Here is a 16,823-nt window from a genome sequence, read left to right on the forward strand (position 1 = left end):
TTTTTTAATTTGGACCCAGAGCCCAGTTTAGATTTTTCATCCATATTAGATACCGATCTAATATTTGGTTTCCTCGGAATTGCAGTCTTACTTGTATGTTCTGCATTAGTTTCGGGTGCCGAAGTTGCTTTGTTTTCTTTGACCTCAAAAGACATTGATGAAGCCATTCAAGGGAATGATTCCAAAGGTAAAATACTTGCCGATCTATTAGACCGACCTAAAAAACTTTTAGCGACATTGCTTGTTGCTAACAATTTCATAAATATTGGTGTGGTTATCTTGTTCTCTTTTGTGGGGAGTAATTTATTTGCAGCCGTAAGCAATCCAATCTTAAAATTTGTTCTAGAAGTAATTGTAGTGACTTTTCTATTATTGCTGTTTGGTGAAGTTTTACCAAAGGTATATGCTAGTAGAAATAATTTGAAATTTGCAAAGTTTGTTCTGTATCCCATTGTGGTACTAGATAAATTGCTGTCGCCTATTAGTATTCCTATGCGCCAGATCACAGTTTATTTGCATAACAAATTGGGTAAGCAGAAAACAAATTTTTCGGTAGACCAGCTTTCACAAGCTTTAGAACTTACTTCATCTGATGATACTTCATCTGAAGAGCAAAAAATTCTAGAAGGAATTGTGTCTTTTGGAAATACAGACACAAAGCAAGTGATGAGTCCTAGGATTGATATTTTTGCATTAGAAATCACGGAGACGTTTAAAGAAATTTATTCTAAAATTATCGAAAAAGGGTATTCTAGAATTCCAGTTTATAGAGATAATGTTGACCAGATTGAAGGGGTGTTGTTTGTGAAAGATTTATTGCCTCACATAAACACTAATAATTTTGATTGGCCTACTTTAATAAGAGAGCCCTTTTTTGTTCCTGAAAATAAAAAACTCGATAATTTGCTTAAGGATTTTCAGAACATGAAAAGTCACTTAGCGATTGTAGTGGATGAATATGGTGGGACCTCTGGATTAGTTTCTCTTGAAGACGTAATCGAAGAAATTGTAGGAGATATTAGCGATGAATTTGATGATGAGGATATTAATTTCTCTCAAATTGATGATAAGAACTATATTTTTGAAGGGAAGATTAACTTAAAAGATTTTTATAGAATTATAGAAGTTGATGAGGATCTTTTTGAAGTTAAAAAAGGGGAAGCGGAAACGCTAGCAGGTTTTATCCTTGAAATTTCAGGTAACTTCCCAAGTAAAGGACAAAAAATATCCTATGAAAATTGTCTTTTTACTATTGAAACAGTGGATAAGAAACGTATAAAACAGATAAAAGTTACTATTGATGCTTAATTTGAGACGAACTAAAATACAAAGCAAATTTTTATTGATTACAGGATTTTTTTTAGGGTTAACCCTCTTTACGTCTTGTAAAGACGATGTTTTGCCTAAACCATCGGCCTATTTGCGTTTGGATTATCCCGTTGCTAAGTACTCTAATTTTGAAAATGAGTGTCCGTTTACTTTCGAAATGAATGCTGATGCAGTGATTAAAGGAGAAAAAGATTGTGGTTTTACCATATCTTATCCAAAAATGAAAGCGACTATTTATCTCACCTATAAGCCGGTTCAAAATAATATTAATATGCTGTTGAAAGACGCTCAGAAGTTAACGTATGAGCACGTGATTAAAGCAGATGATATATTGGAACAGCCTTATTTGAATCCAACCAAGAAAGTATATGGTATGTTTTATCAAGTGGATGGAAACGCGGCGACTAACTCACAGTTTTATGTAACTGATAGTACAAAGCATTTTGTGACAGGCTCTGTTTATTTTTATGCTAAGCCTAATTTTGATTCTATTATGCCAGCAGCTAGTTATATTAAAAATGACATGCAGCGGCTGATGGAAACGCTAAAGTGGAAATAAATGATCATAAAAAAAGCTTCTCATTTGAGAAGCTTTTTTTTATGGATTAAACACAGTTTATGATTTCATGTTTGAAACTGTGTATGTTTTACCGTCTCCAGTTGCTTGAACCACTTTAGTTAAGCTTTCAGGATTTTGAACTGTTTTGTCAAAAGTTACTGTAGCTAATTTTTTGTCAAAATCTACAGTTGCTGTTTGAACACCTTCTAGGTCAGTTAATTCTTCTTGAATTGTTTTAGCACAACCCACAGCGCAGGTCATTCCTTCTATAGAAAAACTGGCAGTTTGTAAATTTTCTGGAGCAATGTCTTTTTTAGTTGTAGCTGTTTCTGTCGCAGCTACAGTAGTTTCAGTCGTCGCTTCGCTATCTGTTTTTTTACAGCTTATGAATAAAAGACTCGCTAAAGCGATTGCAGCTATTGATTTGGTAATTTTCATAATGATTTTATTTTAAGTGATTTGACTAAGCTAAATTTTGTTGCAAAATTACTTAAAAAACAGCGTCTAAGTCATAAAATTATTAGAATTTTGGTTCAAAATTAAATTAATGGAATCAAAACAATTAAAATGGGGTTATTTGTTAGTGCTGTCTCTAGTGTGGGGCAGCTCTTTTATTCTGATTAAAAAAGGATTGCTAGGCCTTACGGCTATACAAGTGGGGTCGCTACGTATTATTTTTGCTGCGCTTTTTTTGCTGATAATTGGATTCAAAAGTTTGTCAAAAATCCCTAAAGAAAAATGGAAATACATTGCACTAACCTCACTTTTTGGGACTTTTATTCCTGCTTTTCTTTTTGCGATTGCGCAAACAGAAATCGATAGCTCTGTAAGTTCTATTTTAAACTCACTGACACCATTGAATACTTTAGTTTTAGGAGCCTTAGTTTTTGGGGTAAGCTTCCAGAAAAGGCAGGTCTGGGGTGTGTTTATAGGTTTAGTAGGTAGTTTGTTGTTAGTTTTTAATGGTGCGATGAATCATCCTGATCAAAATTATTATTATGCAATCTTGGTAATAATTGCCTCTGTATGTTATGCAATCAATGTGAATTTAATCAAGCGTTTTCTCTCAGATTTAACAGCAGTGAGTATAACAACTGGAAATTTCTTGTTTCTAATTTTTCCCGCTTTGGCAATTCTTTACTTCTCCGGTTTTGGTGCTGTTATTCATGTAGAGAAAGTGCAGCATGCGGTAATGTTTATTATGGTTTTAGGTGTGGTTGGTACGGGAATAGCGAATATCTTATTTTTTAAATTAATTCAAATTTCATCACCGGTCTTTGCTACATCTGTCACATATTTGATTCCTGTTGTGGCTTTCTTCTGGGGATTGTTAGATAATGAAATGTTGACTACTGTTCAGTTTTTTGGAGCATTTATTATTTTGATAGGTGTTTATTTATCGGCTAAAAAATAAAAAGCTTCCCTCTAATGAGAAAAGCTTTTTATGAGTTGTTGTCAAATATTATTCTGTGCTAATCTTTTTTTCAATAGGATTTCCCCATTTGTCAAATTGATAAAGGGGTATGTTTAATTTTTCTAAACCAGGCAGTACTTCTGAGCCTTTTCCAGCAATGACAATACGCATGTTGTCAATTAGGAAATATTTATTGGCTGCCTTTAATACATCCTCTGCGGTAACGGCGCTAATAATTTTGATGTAATTTTCATAAAAATCTTTAGGAAGGTCTTCAGTTTCAATGTTTAGGGCATGACGCGCAATTGTTTCTGGTTTTTCAACCTTCATTACAAACCGACCTATGTAGCCAGCTTTTACGTTATTAAGAACGTCTTCGGCTACTTTTTCTGTTCTAATTCTTTTTATTTCTTTAATAAATTCTACTACCGCGCTATCTGTAGCCATTGTTCTTACTGAAGATGCTGCTCTTAATTTGGTCACATATTTTCCTGCACCTATAATAGCGTTAGCGCCATAGGTCCATCCATGAGCTTCTCTTAAATTCATGTTTAGATAACTGCTATAGTCTCCACCTAATATATAGGTAGCTATAACCGCGGGAAAGAAATCTTTGTCGCTCATTTTTAAACGCAATGTGCTAACTAAGGAGACTTCTGACTGGGCAGCATTGGGTACATCAACAAAGTTAATTTGTGTAAAAGCTACATTTTTTGGATCTGGATAAGTAGGTTCTGGCGTATTCATTTTTTTCCAAGAACCAAAAAGTTTTTCTACGATGGGTTTTACCTCATTAAACTTAATGTCTCCAATGATGACTAAATAGGCGTTATCTGGAGCAAAGTGCGCATTGTAATTAGCTTTAACGTCGTCAAGCGTAATGTTATTAATCGTTTCTTCTGTCATGTATTCGCCAGAAGGGTGATCGACGCCAAATGCTAAGGCATGTACTACGCGGTTAGCAATTGCTGAAGCGCTTTTTTCTTGGGATTTGATGGCTTCCAGTAATTTGGCTTTTTCTTTGTCAAACTCTTCTTGTGTGAAGTTAGGATAAAGTGCTCCGTAAGACAATAATTGAAGGATGCGTCCCGAATATTTAGATAGAGAACTAGCATAGGCGCCATGAGAATTGAAACCGATATTGGCACCAAGAAAATCCACTTCCTCATTGAAATCATCTTTAGTGATTTTCATGTTTCCGCTGCCTATTAAATTACTGCATAAATCATCCACTCCTTTTATTCTTGCTTCTGCAAAAGGAGGATTATCTATTGATAGGTTAAATGTTACTTTAGGTAATTTATGATTTTCAACAACCATAACCTTTAAGCCGTTATCTAAAACGAAGGTTTGTGGTTTGTTAATATTAACAACAGGTGGCTTTCCTGGTTTAGGTTGGGGTCGAACTTGTGCTTGCATGATTCCTGCTATAAATAAAAGAATGAATAGAATAGTTGTTTTTTTCATAAGTATGACGGTCTTATTTCTGAGCTGTTTCAATAGTAGGGATGTAGTCCAATAGCAATCGTTGATTTGGATTCAAATATTTTTGGGCTACGGCTCTGATTTCTTCTCTAGTAATTGATTGATAGATTTTAGTTTCTTTATTTATCAAATTAATGTCTCCATATAATAGGTAATACTTTGCTAAGTTCTCAGTAATTCCTTCAATACTAGAATTGTTGTTAACGTATTGGTTTTCAAACTGGTTTTGTAGTTTTTGATAATCTTTCTCTGAAATTAAATCTGTTTGTATTTTAACGATTTCTTCGTCAATTGCTTTTAATAAATCAACGGTAGTATGTCCTCCCATTGGTAATCCATATATAACATACATACCGTAGTCTTCTTGGCTTAAGCCAACAGCTCCAATTTGGAGTGCAATTTTTTTATCGTCTACTATGTTTTTATACAATTTAGAACTTTTACCATCGCTTAAATAGGACGAAATTAAATTTAAGACACGAGCATCTCTCGTTTTCATTGATGGTGTTCTATAAGATGCAATTATCATTGGAATCTGGATGTTTGGATCCTGATGAGTTGCTCTAATAGTTTCTGTAATCGGTTCTTCTATAAAAACCTGCTTGGTGATTTTTTCTCCTTTTGGAATTGATCCAAAATACTGCTGAATCCACCCTTTAGCCTTCTTTTTATCAAAATCACCAGCCACCACTAATACTGCGTTGTTAGGAGAGTAGAACTTTTTATTAAAAGCTTTAAAGTCCTCTAACGTTGCTGTGTCTAAATGTTCCATAGAACCAATAGTGGACCATTTATAAGGGTGATTTATAAATAGGTTTTTTTTCACGGCATTGATTATCTTTCCATAAGGACGATTATCATAGCGCGAACTTTTTTCTTCTTTAATTACTCCGTTTTGCGTGTCAATCCCTATTTGATTGATAACAGGATGCATCAACCTTTCGGATTCCATCCATAACGCTAATTCTAAATTATTAGATGGGAATACCTCATAATAATAGGTACGGTCGTCAGAAGTGTTAGCATTGTTTACACCTCCATTTGAAGAAACAATTTTAAACCATTCTCCTCTTTTAATGTTTTCAGTTCCCTCGAATAATAAATGTTCAAAAAAATGAGCAAAACCCGTTTTCTCAGGATTCTCATCTTTTGATCCTACATGATACATCACCGAAGTGACAACAACAGGAGCAGTAGGGTCGTGGTGTAGAATAACGTGCATGCCATTATCAAGATTGTATTCTTCAAAAGCTATTTTTTGTGCAGATGCGACTCCGCCAAGCATTAGGGCAGTAGTTAATCCCATTATTGTTTTTTTCATAAAGATTAATAAAAGTGGTATTTACAATAAGTATAGAAACAAAATTATTGTTACTTCAAAAATACCTTTTTTTCATCATCAATGGGCAAAAGTTTGTTTTTATCCTTAAACTCTTGGGATTAGAGCTGGTGTAAGTTGTTGAAAATAGGGGATAAAGCAAAGAAAATATTTTTTTTGAGGAAGTAATTGCATGGTAGAAATTAAATCGTATATTTGCAACCTTAAAAATCAATAAATCAATTTGATATGTATGCAATCGTAGAGATAGCAGGGCAACAATTTAAAGTAAGCAAAGACTTAAAGGTTTATGTTCACCGTTTAGCTAATGAAGAAGGTTCAAAAATTTCTTTTGACAAAGTTCTTTTATTAGATGACAATGGAACAATCACTTTAGGCGCCCCAGCTATAGAAGGTGCTTCAGTAGAAGCTAAAGTGTTACAACACTTAAAAGGAGATAAAGTTATCGTTTTCAAAAAGAAAAGAAGAAAAGGATACAAAAAGAGAAATGGTCACAGACAATATCTTACTCAAATTGTAATTGAAGGTATTACTGGTTTAGAAGCTCCAAAAAAGGCAGCAACTAAAAAAGCTACAGCAGAAGCAACTACGGAAGAAGCACCAGCTCCTAAAGTAAAAAAAGCTCCTAAAGCTAAAAAAGAAGATACTAAAGAATAATAACAATATTAAACTAATACGTCATGGCTCACAAGAAAGGTGTCGGTAGTTCCAAGAATGGTAGAGAATCAGAATCAAAACGTTTAGGTGTTAAGATTTTTGGTGGACAAGCTGCTATTGCAGGGAACATCATCGTAAGACAAAGAGGTTCAAAACACAATCCAGGTGAAAATGTTTACATCAGTAAAGATCACACCCTACACGCAAGAGTAGATGGAGTTGTACACTTCCAAAAGAAAAGAGATAACAAATCATACGTTTCTATACTTCCATTTGAAGTTGAAGCATAATTGATTTCTCAATTACTTATAAAAACCCAATCTGAAAAGATTGGGTTTTTTTATGGCCTCTATTTTAGTGCTATTAAAAGGAGAGGAAGGTTGTGCTGGAAATAGACTGTATTGATTGTTGGTTTGTACTAATTGTATATATTGAAATAGCTTATGATTGTAGAAAGGCGCTAGATTCTCTTTTGGTGATCAGTGTGAAAAATAATCCTGCTGTTTGAAAAGAACTTGTTTTTAGATGAAGCTAGCGAGAGGGATAGTAACGATATTCTTTTATGTAGCGCAGCGCAATAAAAGATTTAGTGTATAGCCCGACCCGCAGGGACTCGCCCAAAAACAAAAAACCCTCGCAATCAAACTGAATTTAGTTCAGTTTCTTGCAAGGGTTTCTATAAATCTAAAATCAGCAATCGCTAATTTGTAATTATTTAGTATCTGTAGTACTCTGGTTTGAATGGACCTTCAACTTCAACACCAATGTAAGCAGCTTGATCTTCACGTAAAGTCTCTAATTCAACTCCAAGCTTAGCCAGGTGCAACATCGCTACTTTCTCATCTAAATGTTTTGGTAACATGTAAACTTCATTTTTGTAAGAAGCACTGTTTTTCCATAATTCAATTTGAGCCAAAGTTTGATTTGTAAATGAGTTACTCATTACAAAACTTGGGTGACCCGTAGCGCAACCAAGGTTTACTAAGCGACCTTCAGCCAAAAGGATGATGTCTTTACCGTTGATTGTATATTTATCAACCTGAGGTTTGATTTCAACTTTAGAAGCTCCGTGGTTTGTGTTCAACCAAGCAACTGCAATTTCGTTATCAAAGTGTCCAATGTTACAAACGATAGTTTTATCTTTCATTTGCTCGAAGTGACTTCCTAGAACGATATCTTTATTTCCTGTAGTGGTGATGATGATATCAGCATTTCCAACAACAGTGTCTAATTTTTTAACTTCAAATCCATCCATTGCAGCTTGTAAAGCACAAATAGGATCGATTTCAGTAACGGTAACAATAGATCCAGCACCTCTAAAAGAAGCAGCAGTACCTTTTCCTACGTCACCGTATCCACATACAACTACTCTTTTACCAGCAAGCATAATATCAGTTGCACGACGAACAGCATCAACAGCAGATTCTTTACATCCGTATTTATTATCAAATTTAGATTTAGTAACTGAGTCATTTACATTGATAGCAGGCATTGGCAAAGTTCCAGCTTTCATTCTTTCGTATAATCTGTGAACTCCAGTTGTAGTCTCCTCAGATAATCCTTTAATTCCAGCAACTAATTCTGGGTAACGATCAATAACCATGTTAGTTAAATCTCCACCATCATCAAGAATCATGTTCAATGGTTTTCTATCTTCACCAAAGAATAATGTTTGCTCAATACACCAGTCAAAATCCTCTTCATTTAATCCTTTCCAAGCATAAACTTGAATCCCAGCAGCGGCAATTGCAGCAGCAGCTTGATCTTGAGTAGAGAAAATGTTGCAAGAAGACCAAGTAACCTCAGCTCCAAGAGCAATTAAAGTCTCGATTAAAACAGCAGTTTGGATGGTCATGTGTAAACATCCTGCAATACGAGAACCTTTAAGTGGTTGCTCGTTTTTATATTCAGAACGAAGTGCCATTAAACCAGGCATTTCAGCTTCAGCTAATTCAATTTCTTTTCTTCCCCAGGCCGCTAGAGAAATGTCTTTTACTTTGAAAGCCACAAAAGGCATAGTTGTAGTACTCATTTATAGTATATTTGTAATTATAAATTTTTTGCAAATTTACGTAATAACTTATGATTTAAAAAGGATTCAGTTATATTTATGAATTGTTTAATATTGTAATCTTTTAAAAATCAGTAAAATAATACTAATTAAGACCTTTAGCTTCATTATCAGGAGCTAATCCCGCTGTTCACTGTATCTTTTATGGCTCCCGATAGCTATCGGGATGCCATAAAAGGATGCCGTTGCCATCGGGGCTAAAAATCACTATTTTAATACGATGCCGTTATATAAGACCATACATTTCAATGCAAAGACTACAATCTTAGTTTGGAAAATAACCGAAACATTTGACGAACTATTTAGTGAAGTGGTTCTCAATATGAAAAACCGAAATCGGTTGAACGGCATGAAATCTGAGTTGCACCAACGTGGTTTCTTGAGTGTTAGAAAACTGCTGCAAGAAGCAGGATATAGTGATCTGGATTTGTATTATGACGATTTTGGAAAACCACATCTTACAGATGATAAATACATCTCAATTACGCATTCCCATCATTTTTCAGCCATAATTATTAGTGATCAAACCGTGGGAATTGATATTGAACTGCAACGAGAAAAAATCATGCGTATCGCTGATAAATTTGCCGATGAAGAATTCTGTTATCTGGATAAAAATAATGTTGCCCTATACATTCAAAAACTAACTGTTATCTGGGGGGCTAAAGAAGCGATTTTTAAAATACGCAACGAAAAAGGGATTAGCTTTAAAGAGCATATCAAAGTTCAATCATTTGATCTCAGCCAAAATGAAACGACAGCTAATCTTACTTTTAATGGTTTGCATAAAAGTTTTAGCGTCAGGTATGAGGAAATAGAAAACTTCGGACTTGTATATGCTTTTGAACAGGAGTAGTTCCTTTCTTAATTTCAAATAAAAACGTTTCATTTTCAGTTCTTCATGGTAAATATTTACAATAAAATTGTTCAGTCAAAAAAAGAATCTCAGAAACTTCTGGCTATCCTGCTGGATCCAGACAAGATTGTTTGGGAGGATTTACATTATGTACTGATTAAAATAAACCAATCGCCTGCTACACATATATTCATAGGAGGAAGCCATGTTACATGCGACAGAATGGATGAATTAATTAAACGATTAAAACATACTGTTAATTTACCTATAGTGCTTTTTCCTGGCGATCCTTCTCAGATTTCAAATGAAGCAGATGCTATCTTGTTTCTGTCCTTGCTTTCTGGAAGAAATCCTGATTATTTGATAGCACATCAAGTTAAGGCAGCGCCCATTTTAAAAAAAATGAAGTTAGAGGTTATTCCCACTGGATATATATTAATAGAAAGTGGTAATACAACAGCTGTGGCAAGAGTGAGTAAGACAACTCCCATAGACAGGGATAACTTAGATTTGGTGCTAGCCACTGCGCTAGCAGGAGAAATGATGGGCAATCTGTTTATTTATCTTGAGGCTGGCAGTGGTGCTAAACAGGCAGTTTCATCACAAACGATTGAATTAGTTGCTCAAAATATCAAAATTCCTTTAATAGTTGGAGGGGGAATTGTAGATTTACAGTCCATAGAAAAAGCGTATGTTTCAGGTGCTGATTTAGTGGTTATAGGAACGGCTTTTGAAAAAAATTATGATTTTTTTGACGCTATAAACAAATAATACAAAAAATAGAAATGATTGATTTTTTTCTTAATGCTTATAAAGAAGCAAGCATGACTCAAATAACATTAGAGTTTATTGCCTTTGTGTTTGGTATTTTAAGCGTTTGGTATGCTCGAAAGGAAAATATCTTAGTTTATCCCACTGGCTTAATTGCTACAATAATTTCGGTATATTTACTTTTTATTGCAGGCTATCTAGGAGATATGATTATCAACGGCTATTTCTCCATTATGAGTATTTATGGATGGTACAAATGGTCTAAGAAAGTTAAGGATAATGATAATCTGCCCATTACAAGAACAAACTCAAAAGAAAAATTAATTGGTTTGGGATTATTTTTCATTACTATTGTGTTAGTTTATGGCATTTATAATCTATTTGACTACGAAATTCATCCTGCAAATTATTTTGACATAGTAGCTTCTGGTATCTTCTTTACCGGAATGTGGTATATGGCTAATAAAAAAATAGAAAACTGGACCCTTTGGATTATTGGGGATATAATAGTAACGCCTTTGTACGCTTATCGCGGCTTGGGAATGTTATCATTACAATATTTAATCTTTACAATTTTAGCTATTTACGCTTATATAGAATGGAGGAAAATCTTAAACAGCAACAAGCTGATATCATAAAAATTGCGATGTTTGGGCCAGAAAGCACTGGAAAAACTACATTAGCAATACAATTAGCAGATCATTATAAAACCGCATGGGTTCCTGAATTTGCCAGGGATTACCTGCAAAAAAAATGGGATCAAAAACAGCAAATTTGTACTGTTGATGATATGCTACCAATTTCTTATGGTCAAACAACTTTAGAAAATGAAAAGCTTTTAATCGCTAATAAGTATCTCTTTTGTGATACGAACTTAATGGTTACAAAAGTTTTTTCTGAAGTATATTATGATTACTGTGATCCATTACTTAACAAGGCGGCTCAAGAGCACGATTATGATTTGTTTTTTCTTACTGATATAGACGTTCCTTGGGAGAAAGACGATTTAAGGGATAGACCTCAAGGGAGAGAGTCTGTTTTTACTGTTTTTAAGAAATCGTTGATAGAAAATAACAAACCTTTTATCACTCTTTCCGGAGATAAGGATCTCCGTCTTAAAAAGGCGATTGCTATTATAGATGATTTGGCTAAAGCCAAAGAAATGGGATTATCTTCACTTGATTTTGTTCAAATTTACGAATATGGCATCTCTTTAGACAATATCAAAAGGCAATTAGAAATATTTGAAAAAGGGATTTCTAAAACAGAATTAATTGAGCCAGCTACCTTACATAACGGAATTTTAAAACTTACTGACGAAGAAGCGCTAGAAAAAGCTTCCTTTTTTGATAAGAATAAAGATAATTATGATTTACTCAAATTTGTACCTGCCTCAGGAGCTGCAAGTAGGATGTTTAAATTTTTAATAACTTTTTTAAAGGAATTTAGTGTTACCAATGAAAGTATTAAAGCCTATGTAAATAGGAAAAAAAATAATAAAATCCCCTTCTTTGAAGTAGGTATAGAGAAGTTTCCTTTTTATGAATTGGTTGATAAGAAACTAAGAGAAGAAATTTTAAGTTTTGATTCTCTTCACAGAAACTTGAAATTTTATTACTTTATCAAATTGCTGTTATCTGCTGATTATTTTGATTATGCAAATAAGCCAAAAGCTGTATTGCCTTTTCATAAATATAAAACGCATATAGCTACTCCTATTGAAGAACACTTATATGAGTGTTCAAGGTATTCTTGTTCTAATGGGGTTTCCAACTTACACTTTACTGTTTCAGAGGAGCATTTATCGCAGTTTAAATCGATAATTGACACGATTAAGCCAAGGATAGAAGCGGAAGCGAATATCAGAATAAATGTAAATTATTCATTTCAGAAAAAAAGCACAGATACCATTGCGGTAAATACTGATAATAGTGTCTATAGAAATGAAGAGGATAAACTTGTCTTCAGGCCAGGAGGTCATGGAGCTTTAATTGAAAATCTTACTAATTTAGATGCAGATATTATATTCGTTAAAAACATTGACAATGTAAGTTTGAATGACGTTGATACGGTAACTTTTTATAAAAAAGTGTTGGGAGGGGTGTTAATTGAATTGCAGCAGCAGGTATTTAATTATTTAGAAATACTTGAAGTCTCTAGCGTTAATGAGAATTTACTAAATGAGATTATTGACTTTATCAAAGAGAAATTTAATACTATTCTACCTAATGAATTTGATGCACTTGGTTTTGATAGTAAATTAAAGAGAGTTGTTGAGTTGTTAGACAGACCTATTCGGGTTTGTGGAATGGTGATTAACGAAGGGGAACCAGGAGGTGGTCCATTTTGGACAGTAAATAGCAACGGTACGTTATCTATGCAAATAGTAGAATCCTCTGAGGTAGATTTGTCTAATAAAGGTCAAGAAAACATTTTAACAGCATCTACTCATTTTAACCCAGTGGACTTGGTATGCGGGATTAAAAACTATAAGGGAGTTAAATTTGATTTAAACCAGTTTGTAGATCATGAACGAGGTTTTATTGTCGAGAAAAGTATTGCTGGGAAAGATATTAAAGCATATGAACTGCCTGGTCTTTGGAATGGAGCAATGGCAAATTGGTTAACGGTTTTTGTGCAAGTACCGTTAGTTACGTTTAACCCTGTTAAGACAGTAAATGACTTACTCAACGGGGCACATCAGCTTCAATAATGTAATTACAAATAGAACCTAGATGGAGATTCATAAAATCATCACTGAACTAAATTATAAGGCCGTTAGAAGTAGTGGTGCTGGCGGTCAAAATGTAAATAAGGTTTCCTCTAAAGTGGTGCTTTCTTTTGATTTGAAAAATTCTCAAGCTCTATCAGAAGAAGAAAAGGGGCTGTTAGAAATAAATCTTGCTACTAGACTAACTGCTGATTCGATACTAATTTTGAACTGTGATGAAGATAGAAGTCAACTGAAAAATAAAGAGATCGTTACCAAACGCTTTCTCGAATTAATTAGAAAAGGACTGATCGTACCTAAAGAAAGAAAAGCTACTAAAATACCAAAATCAGCAATTAGGAAAAGGATTAATAATAAGAAAAATGTTTCTAAATTGAAACAAAACAGGAGAAGACCCGATGTTGAATAATAGGACTTTGTCGCGAAACTGCAAATTTTAAAATATCTTATTTGATTTTATAAGTTTTAAGTTTACATTTGCCTCGTCTCAAAGGGGTGCTCTAAATAACGAGCTGAGATTATACCCAACGAACCTGAGCGAGTAATGTTGCTAAGGGAAAAAATGACAAAATACAATAGAGTGCACGCTATCTATTTGTCATAGGAAACAATCATTTATTAATTTAACAAGAAGAATAATTCCCCCTTTTATTCGTAATCTTATTTACGGATGAATACTTTTATTGATTACAAAGTCGCAAAGTCGCAAAGTTGCAAATTTTTACAATTGCAAAAAAGTGCAAATCTCAACACATTTTTATTTTTACTAATTTCTTTTTTCTATTCTCTTACTTCATTTTCCCAAGTTAAAGATACAACTACGGTGAATCAACTCGATGAGGTATTGGTTTCTGCAATACGAGTTACAACCAAAACGCCAGTTAGTTTTAGTAACTTAGACAAGAAAGAGATTAAATTCCGAAATTTAGGACAAGATATTCCTATTTTGATGAATTACCTTCCTTCGGTTGTCACAACTTCTGATGCAGGAAATGGTGTAGGCTACACTGGTATCCGTGTGCGTGGTAGTGATGCTACACGTGTTAATGTTACCATCAACGGAATACCATACAACGACTCGGAGAGTCATGGAACGTATTGGGTCAACATGCCTGATTTTGCTTCCTCTGTTGAAAGTCTACAACTGCAACGTGGTGTAGGTACGTCTACAAATGGTTCTGGAGCTTTTGGTGCAAGCCTAAACATGCTTACAGATAGCTATGCAAAAGAGAGTAACGGTGAGATTTCAAATTCTATTGGAAGTTTCAATACTCAAAAACATACGGTAAAATTCAGTACAGGATTGATGAATGATCATTTTGAACTAGCAGGAAGGCTGTCTGCTTTGAAATCTGATGGATATATTGATCGTGCAAGTTCTGACTTGAAATCGTATTTCTTGCAAGGGACCTATGTTGGTAAGACTACTTTAATTAAAGCGTTGGTTTTTGGTGGTAATGAAAAAACATACCAATCTTGGAATGGCTTAGAAGATTTGGATAAATTAAAAAACGACAGAACATTTAATACCGCTGGAATGTTTACTGATGAAGCAGGGAATACTCGTTTTTATGATAACGAAACGGATAATTACCAACAAGATCATTTTCAACTGCATTGGAACGAAAAATTGTCTAACAACTGGAATACGAATCTAGCTGTTTTTTATTCGAAAGGGAAAGGCTATTATGAGAATTATAAGGAGAATGCAAAGTTCTCTAGCTATGGATTGACTCCAATAGTTATTGGTGGAACAACAATTAATAGAACCGACTTAGTGCGTCAAAAATGGTTGGATAATGATTTTTACGGGACAACATTTTCGGCGACTTATAAGAATGAGAAGCTGGATGTAATACTAGGCGGAGGATACAATAAATACGAAGGCAGTCATTTTGGAAAGGTAATTTGGGCTCGATATGCGTCACAAAGTGAATTAGGAGATCGTTTTTATGATGATTCAGCTACAAAAACGGACGGGAATATTTTTGCTAAAGCAAACTACCAAGTAACAGAGAAATTGAGTCTTTTTGGTGATTTGCAAATGCGTAATGTGCATTATAAAGCCAATGCGGAAGAGACAGGTTTAGTTGATGATAATTTTAATTTTTTCAATCCAAAAGCGGGAATGAATTTAGAAATCAATGACAAAAATCAGTTGTATGCGTCATATGCTAGAGCTAATCGTGAACCGAATAGAACGGATTATGAAAACGGAAGTCCAAAACCCGAAAAGCTAAATGATTTTGAATTGGGATTGCGTCATAATTCTGAAAAATTAAAGTTGAATGCTAATGTGTACTACATGGCATATAAAGACCAACTAATTTTAACAGGAGAGTTAGATGATGTAGGTGCTCCTATTCGTAAAAATAGTGGAGATAGTTATCGTTTAGGGTTAGAGTTAGATGCTACAATTGCAGTATTAGATAATTTAATCATTAGACCTAACATGACAGTTAGCACGAATAAAAATAAGGATTTCTATTTCACTAGAGACGGAGTATTAACATCTCTAGGGAATACAGACATCGCTTACTCCCCTGATTTTATTGCAGGAAATATTATTACTTTTTTACCAACCACTAATTTTCAAGTTTCATTTCTATCGAAGTTTGTTGGAGAGCAATATATGGGTAATATAGATTCAGAAGGGTCTAAATTGAAATCATACTTTGTCAACGACCTAAATGTTTCTTATGAATTTAAACCGAAGTCAGTTTTCAAATCCATTTTACTAACAGGATTAGTAAATAATATCTTTGATTACAAATACATTTCAAATGGCTATTTCTATACTTATGACGATGATTATTCTAATCCTCCAGCTGTTACAACAATTGAGGGAGCAGGATACTATCCGCAAGCAGGAATTAATTTCTTAGTAGGATTAACATTGAAGTTTTAAAAAGTTAAAAACTAACAAGTTGAAAAAGCCCGAAAGTTTTACTTTCGGGCTTTTTTTAATTATAAACTCTTAATACATTTCCATTTACTTCAACACGGTATTGTTTTAAAGGATATTGTAATTTCCCTTGACCAGTGAACAAACTGTATTCGGTATCATCACATGGACAAACTACATTAATGCCTTTTAATGTCATTGTAGAGCAACTGCTAATTACTTGATTAGGACAAGCAGCATCAAATGCATTATAGCCACTTCCAGTATTGAAAACATAAATTCCCTTAGCACCAACGCCTGCGTAAAAAACGGCATTGCTAGCATACTTAAGATTAGAGTATGCGGGCAAATTCATATTGAGGTCTACCGTGAAAGAATAGTTAGGGATATAAGGGTTTTTGTTATTGAAATCACTATTACTGCAGCTTATAAATAGCATTGATACTAGGGTTAGGAAAATATATTTTTTCATTATTTAATAATATTTTAAAAGTAGTAGTGAAACAAATTTAAATTATTTAACTTTGAATTAGATATGATTAACATATAATTATAGACTAGAAAAAAATAATAGTATCTTTGTGGAAAGAAATCCCGTCCTGATGGGATTTTTTCTATTTATATAAGCGATGAAAAGCGAGTTAAACCTCATAAGGGATAACTACGGGCAAATTATTGAGAGCCTTATATAATAAATATAAAAATA

General features: G+C 33.9%; 16 protein-coding genes. 11 read left to right on the top strand and 5 right to left on the bottom strand.

Annotated features, from left to right (window positions below; all coding sequences use genetic code 11):
- The first annotated feature begins 9 nt into the window (after positions 1-9).
- Together ACEN2K_RS02710 and gldD are read left to right on the top strand one after the other, a co-directional pair.
- Positions 10-1,308 carry a gliding motility-associated protein GldE gene (locus ACEN2K_RS02710; RefSeq protein ID WP_441757770.1) on the top strand — a complete coding sequence of 433 codons (1,299 nt, stop codon included), beginning with the start codon at positions 10-12 and terminating at the stop codon, positions 1,306-1,308.
- Positions 1,301-1,888 (top strand): gliding motility lipoprotein GldD, encoded by a 588-nt coding sequence (gene gldD, locus ACEN2K_RS02715; protein ID WP_441757771.1) that lies wholly within the window; start codon positions 1,301-1,303, stop codon positions 1,886-1,888. Before ACEN2K_RS02710 ends, gldD begins: the two co-directional genes overlap by 8 nt.
- Positions 1,889-1,945: 57 nt before the next feature.
- On the opposite strand, the gene ACEN2K_RS02720 is transcribed toward gldD, so the two are convergent.
- Positions 1,946-2,326 (bottom strand): heavy-metal-associated domain-containing protein, encoded by a 381-nt coding sequence (locus ACEN2K_RS02720; RefSeq protein WP_441757772.1) that lies wholly within the window; start codon positions 2,324-2,326, stop codon positions 1,946-1,948.
- Between the two features lie 109 nt (positions 2,327-2,435).
- On the opposite strand from ACEN2K_RS02720, the gene ACEN2K_RS02725 reads away from it, so the two are divergent.
- Positions 2,436-3,302: a DMT family transporter gene (locus ACEN2K_RS02725; RefSeq protein WP_441757773.1), complete on the top strand. Its 867-nt coding sequence runs from the start codon at positions 2,436-2,438 to the stop codon at positions 3,300-3,302.
- Between the two features lie 48 nt (positions 3,303-3,350).
- Here the strand turns inward: ACEN2K_RS02725 and ACEN2K_RS02730 are convergent, their stop codons facing one another.
- Positions 3,351-4,769, bottom strand: coding sequence for a M16 family metallopeptidase (locus tag ACEN2K_RS02730; RefSeq protein ID WP_441757774.1), 1,419 nt, complete (start codon positions 4,767-4,769; stop codon positions 3,351-3,353).
- Between the two features lie 13 nt (positions 4,770-4,782).
- Positions 4,783-6,108, bottom strand: a complete 1,326-nt coding sequence (locus ACEN2K_RS02735; RefSeq protein WP_441757775.1) for a M16 family metallopeptidase — start codon at positions 6,106-6,108, stop codon at positions 4,783-4,785.
- A gap of 246 nt (positions 6,109-6,354) precedes the next feature.
- Here ACEN2K_RS02735 and rplU point away from each other — a divergent pair, with 246 nt between their 5' ends.
- Together rplU and rpmA are read left to right on the top strand one after the other, a co-directional pair.
- Positions 6,355-6,783, top strand: a complete 429-nt coding sequence (gene rplU, locus ACEN2K_RS02740) for a 50S ribosomal protein L21 (RefSeq protein WP_441757776.1) — start codon at positions 6,355-6,357, stop codon at positions 6,781-6,783.
- Positions 6,784-6,806: 23 nt separating this feature from the next.
- The gene (gene rpmA, locus ACEN2K_RS02745; protein WP_066333538.1) at positions 6,807-7,073 is read left to right on the top strand and encodes a 50S ribosomal protein L27; all 267 of its coding nucleotides are present in this window, start codon (positions 6,807-6,809) and stop codon (positions 7,071-7,073) included.
- A 425-nt stretch (positions 7,074-7,498) separates the two neighbouring features.
- On the opposite strand, the gene ahcY is transcribed toward rpmA, so the two are convergent.
- Positions 7,499-8,815 (bottom strand): adenosylhomocysteinase, encoded by a 1,317-nt coding sequence (gene ahcY / locus ACEN2K_RS02750; RefSeq protein ID WP_441757777.1) that lies wholly within the window; start codon positions 8,813-8,815, stop codon positions 7,499-7,501.
- Positions 8,816-9,074: 259 nt separating this feature from the next.
- Here ahcY and ACEN2K_RS02755 point away from each other — a divergent pair, with 259 nt between their 5' ends.
- The 6 genes from ACEN2K_RS02755 (at position 9,075) to ACEN2K_RS02780 (ending at position 16,120) form a co-directional block, all read left to right on the top strand.
- Positions 9,075-9,710, top strand: coding sequence for a 4'-phosphopantetheinyl transferase family protein (locus tag ACEN2K_RS02755; protein WP_441757778.1), 636 nt, complete (start codon positions 9,075-9,077; stop codon positions 9,708-9,710).
- A gap of 45 nt (positions 9,711-9,755) precedes the next feature.
- Positions 9,756-10,481, top strand: coding sequence for a geranylgeranylglyceryl/heptaprenylglyceryl phosphate synthase (locus ACEN2K_RS02760; RefSeq protein ID WP_441757779.1), 726 nt, complete (start codon positions 9,756-9,758; stop codon positions 10,479-10,481).
- Positions 10,482-10,495: 14 nt separating this feature from the next.
- Positions 10,496-11,119: a nicotinamide riboside transporter PnuC gene (pnuC, locus tag ACEN2K_RS02765; RefSeq protein ID WP_441757780.1), complete on the top strand. Its 624-nt coding sequence runs from the start codon at positions 10,496-10,498 to the stop codon at positions 11,117-11,119.
- Complete coding sequence (locus ACEN2K_RS02770; RefSeq protein ID WP_441757781.1) at positions 11,080-13,194, top strand: DUF4301 family protein; 2,115 nt, start codon at positions 11,080-11,082, stop codon at positions 13,192-13,194. The genes pnuC and ACEN2K_RS02770 overlap by 40 nt, the downstream gene beginning before the upstream one ends.
- A gap of 22 nt (positions 13,195-13,216) precedes the next feature.
- Positions 13,217-13,621 carry an alternative ribosome rescue aminoacyl-tRNA hydrolase ArfB gene (arfB, locus tag ACEN2K_RS02775; RefSeq protein WP_441757782.1) on the top strand — a complete coding sequence of 135 codons (405 nt, stop codon included), beginning with the start codon at positions 13,217-13,219 and terminating at the stop codon, positions 13,619-13,621.
- Positions 13,622-13,882: 261 nt separating this feature from the next.
- Complete coding sequence (locus ACEN2K_RS02780; protein WP_441757783.1) at positions 13,883-16,120, top strand: TonB-dependent receptor; 2,238 nt, start codon at positions 13,883-13,885, stop codon at positions 16,118-16,120.
- A 55-nt stretch (positions 16,121-16,175) separates the two neighbouring features.
- Here ACEN2K_RS02780 and ACEN2K_RS02785 read toward each other — a convergent pair whose 3' ends face one another.
- A complete protein-coding gene (locus ACEN2K_RS02785) occupies positions 16,176-16,589 on the bottom strand; it encodes a Rieske (2Fe-2S) protein (protein ID WP_441757784.1) in 414 nt (137 codons plus the stop codon).
- Positions 16,590-16,823 lie beyond the last annotated feature (234 nt).

Source organism: Flavobacterium sp. W21_SRS_FM3, assembly GCF_052113625.1.
Classification (GTDB): domain Bacteria; phylum Bacteroidota; class Bacteroidia; order Flavobacteriales; family Flavobacteriaceae; genus Flavobacterium.

Coding starts and splice junctions, on each gene's coding strand:
- pnuC (WP_441757780.1), top strand. CDS start 10,496: ATGATTGATTTTTTTCTTAATGCTTATAAAGAAGCAAGCATGACTCAA.
- rpmA (WP_066333538.1), top strand. CDS start 6,807: ATGGCTCACAAGAAAGGTGTCGGTAGTTCCAAGAATGGTAGAGAATCA.
- ACEN2K_RS02770 (WP_441757781.1), top strand. CDS start 11,080: ATGGAGGAAAATCTTAAACAGCAACAAGCTGATATCATAAAAATTGCG.
- ACEN2K_RS02735 (WP_441757775.1), bottom strand. CDS start 6,108: ATGAAAAAAACAATAATGGGATTAACTACTGCCCTAATGCTTGGCGGA.
- ACEN2K_RS02785 (WP_441757784.1), bottom strand. CDS start 16,589: ATGAAAAAATATATTTTCCTAACCCTAGTATCAATGCTATTTATAAGC.
- ACEN2K_RS02755 (WP_441757778.1), top strand. CDS start 9,075: ATGCCGTTATATAAGACCATACATTTCAATGCAAAGACTACAATCTTA.
- arfB (WP_441757782.1), top strand. CDS start 13,217: ATGGAGATTCATAAAATCATCACTGAACTAAATTATAAGGCCGTTAGA.
- ACEN2K_RS02780 (WP_441757783.1), top strand. CDS start 13,883: ATGAATACTTTTATTGATTACAAAGTCGCAAAGTCGCAAAGTTGCAAA.
- gldD (WP_441757771.1), top strand. CDS start 1,301: ATGCTTAATTTGAGACGAACTAAAATACAAAGCAAATTTTTATTGATT.
- ACEN2K_RS02730 (WP_441757774.1), bottom strand. CDS start 4,769: ATGAAAAAAACAACTATTCTATTCATTCTTTTATTTATAGCAGGAATC.
- ACEN2K_RS02760 (WP_441757779.1), top strand. CDS start 9,756: ATGGTAAATATTTACAATAAAATTGTTCAGTCAAAAAAAGAATCTCAG.
- ACEN2K_RS02725 (WP_441757773.1), top strand. CDS start 2,436: ATGGAATCAAAACAATTAAAATGGGGTTATTTGTTAGTGCTGTCTCTA.
- ahcY (WP_441757777.1), bottom strand. CDS start 8,815: ATGAGTACTACAACTATGCCTTTTGTGGCTTTCAAAGTAAAAGACATT.
- ACEN2K_RS02720 (WP_441757772.1), bottom strand. CDS start 2,326: ATGAAAATTACCAAATCAATAGCTGCAATCGCTTTAGCGAGTCTTTTA.
- rplU (WP_441757776.1), top strand. CDS start 6,355: ATGTATGCAATCGTAGAGATAGCAGGGCAACAATTTAAAGTAAGCAAA.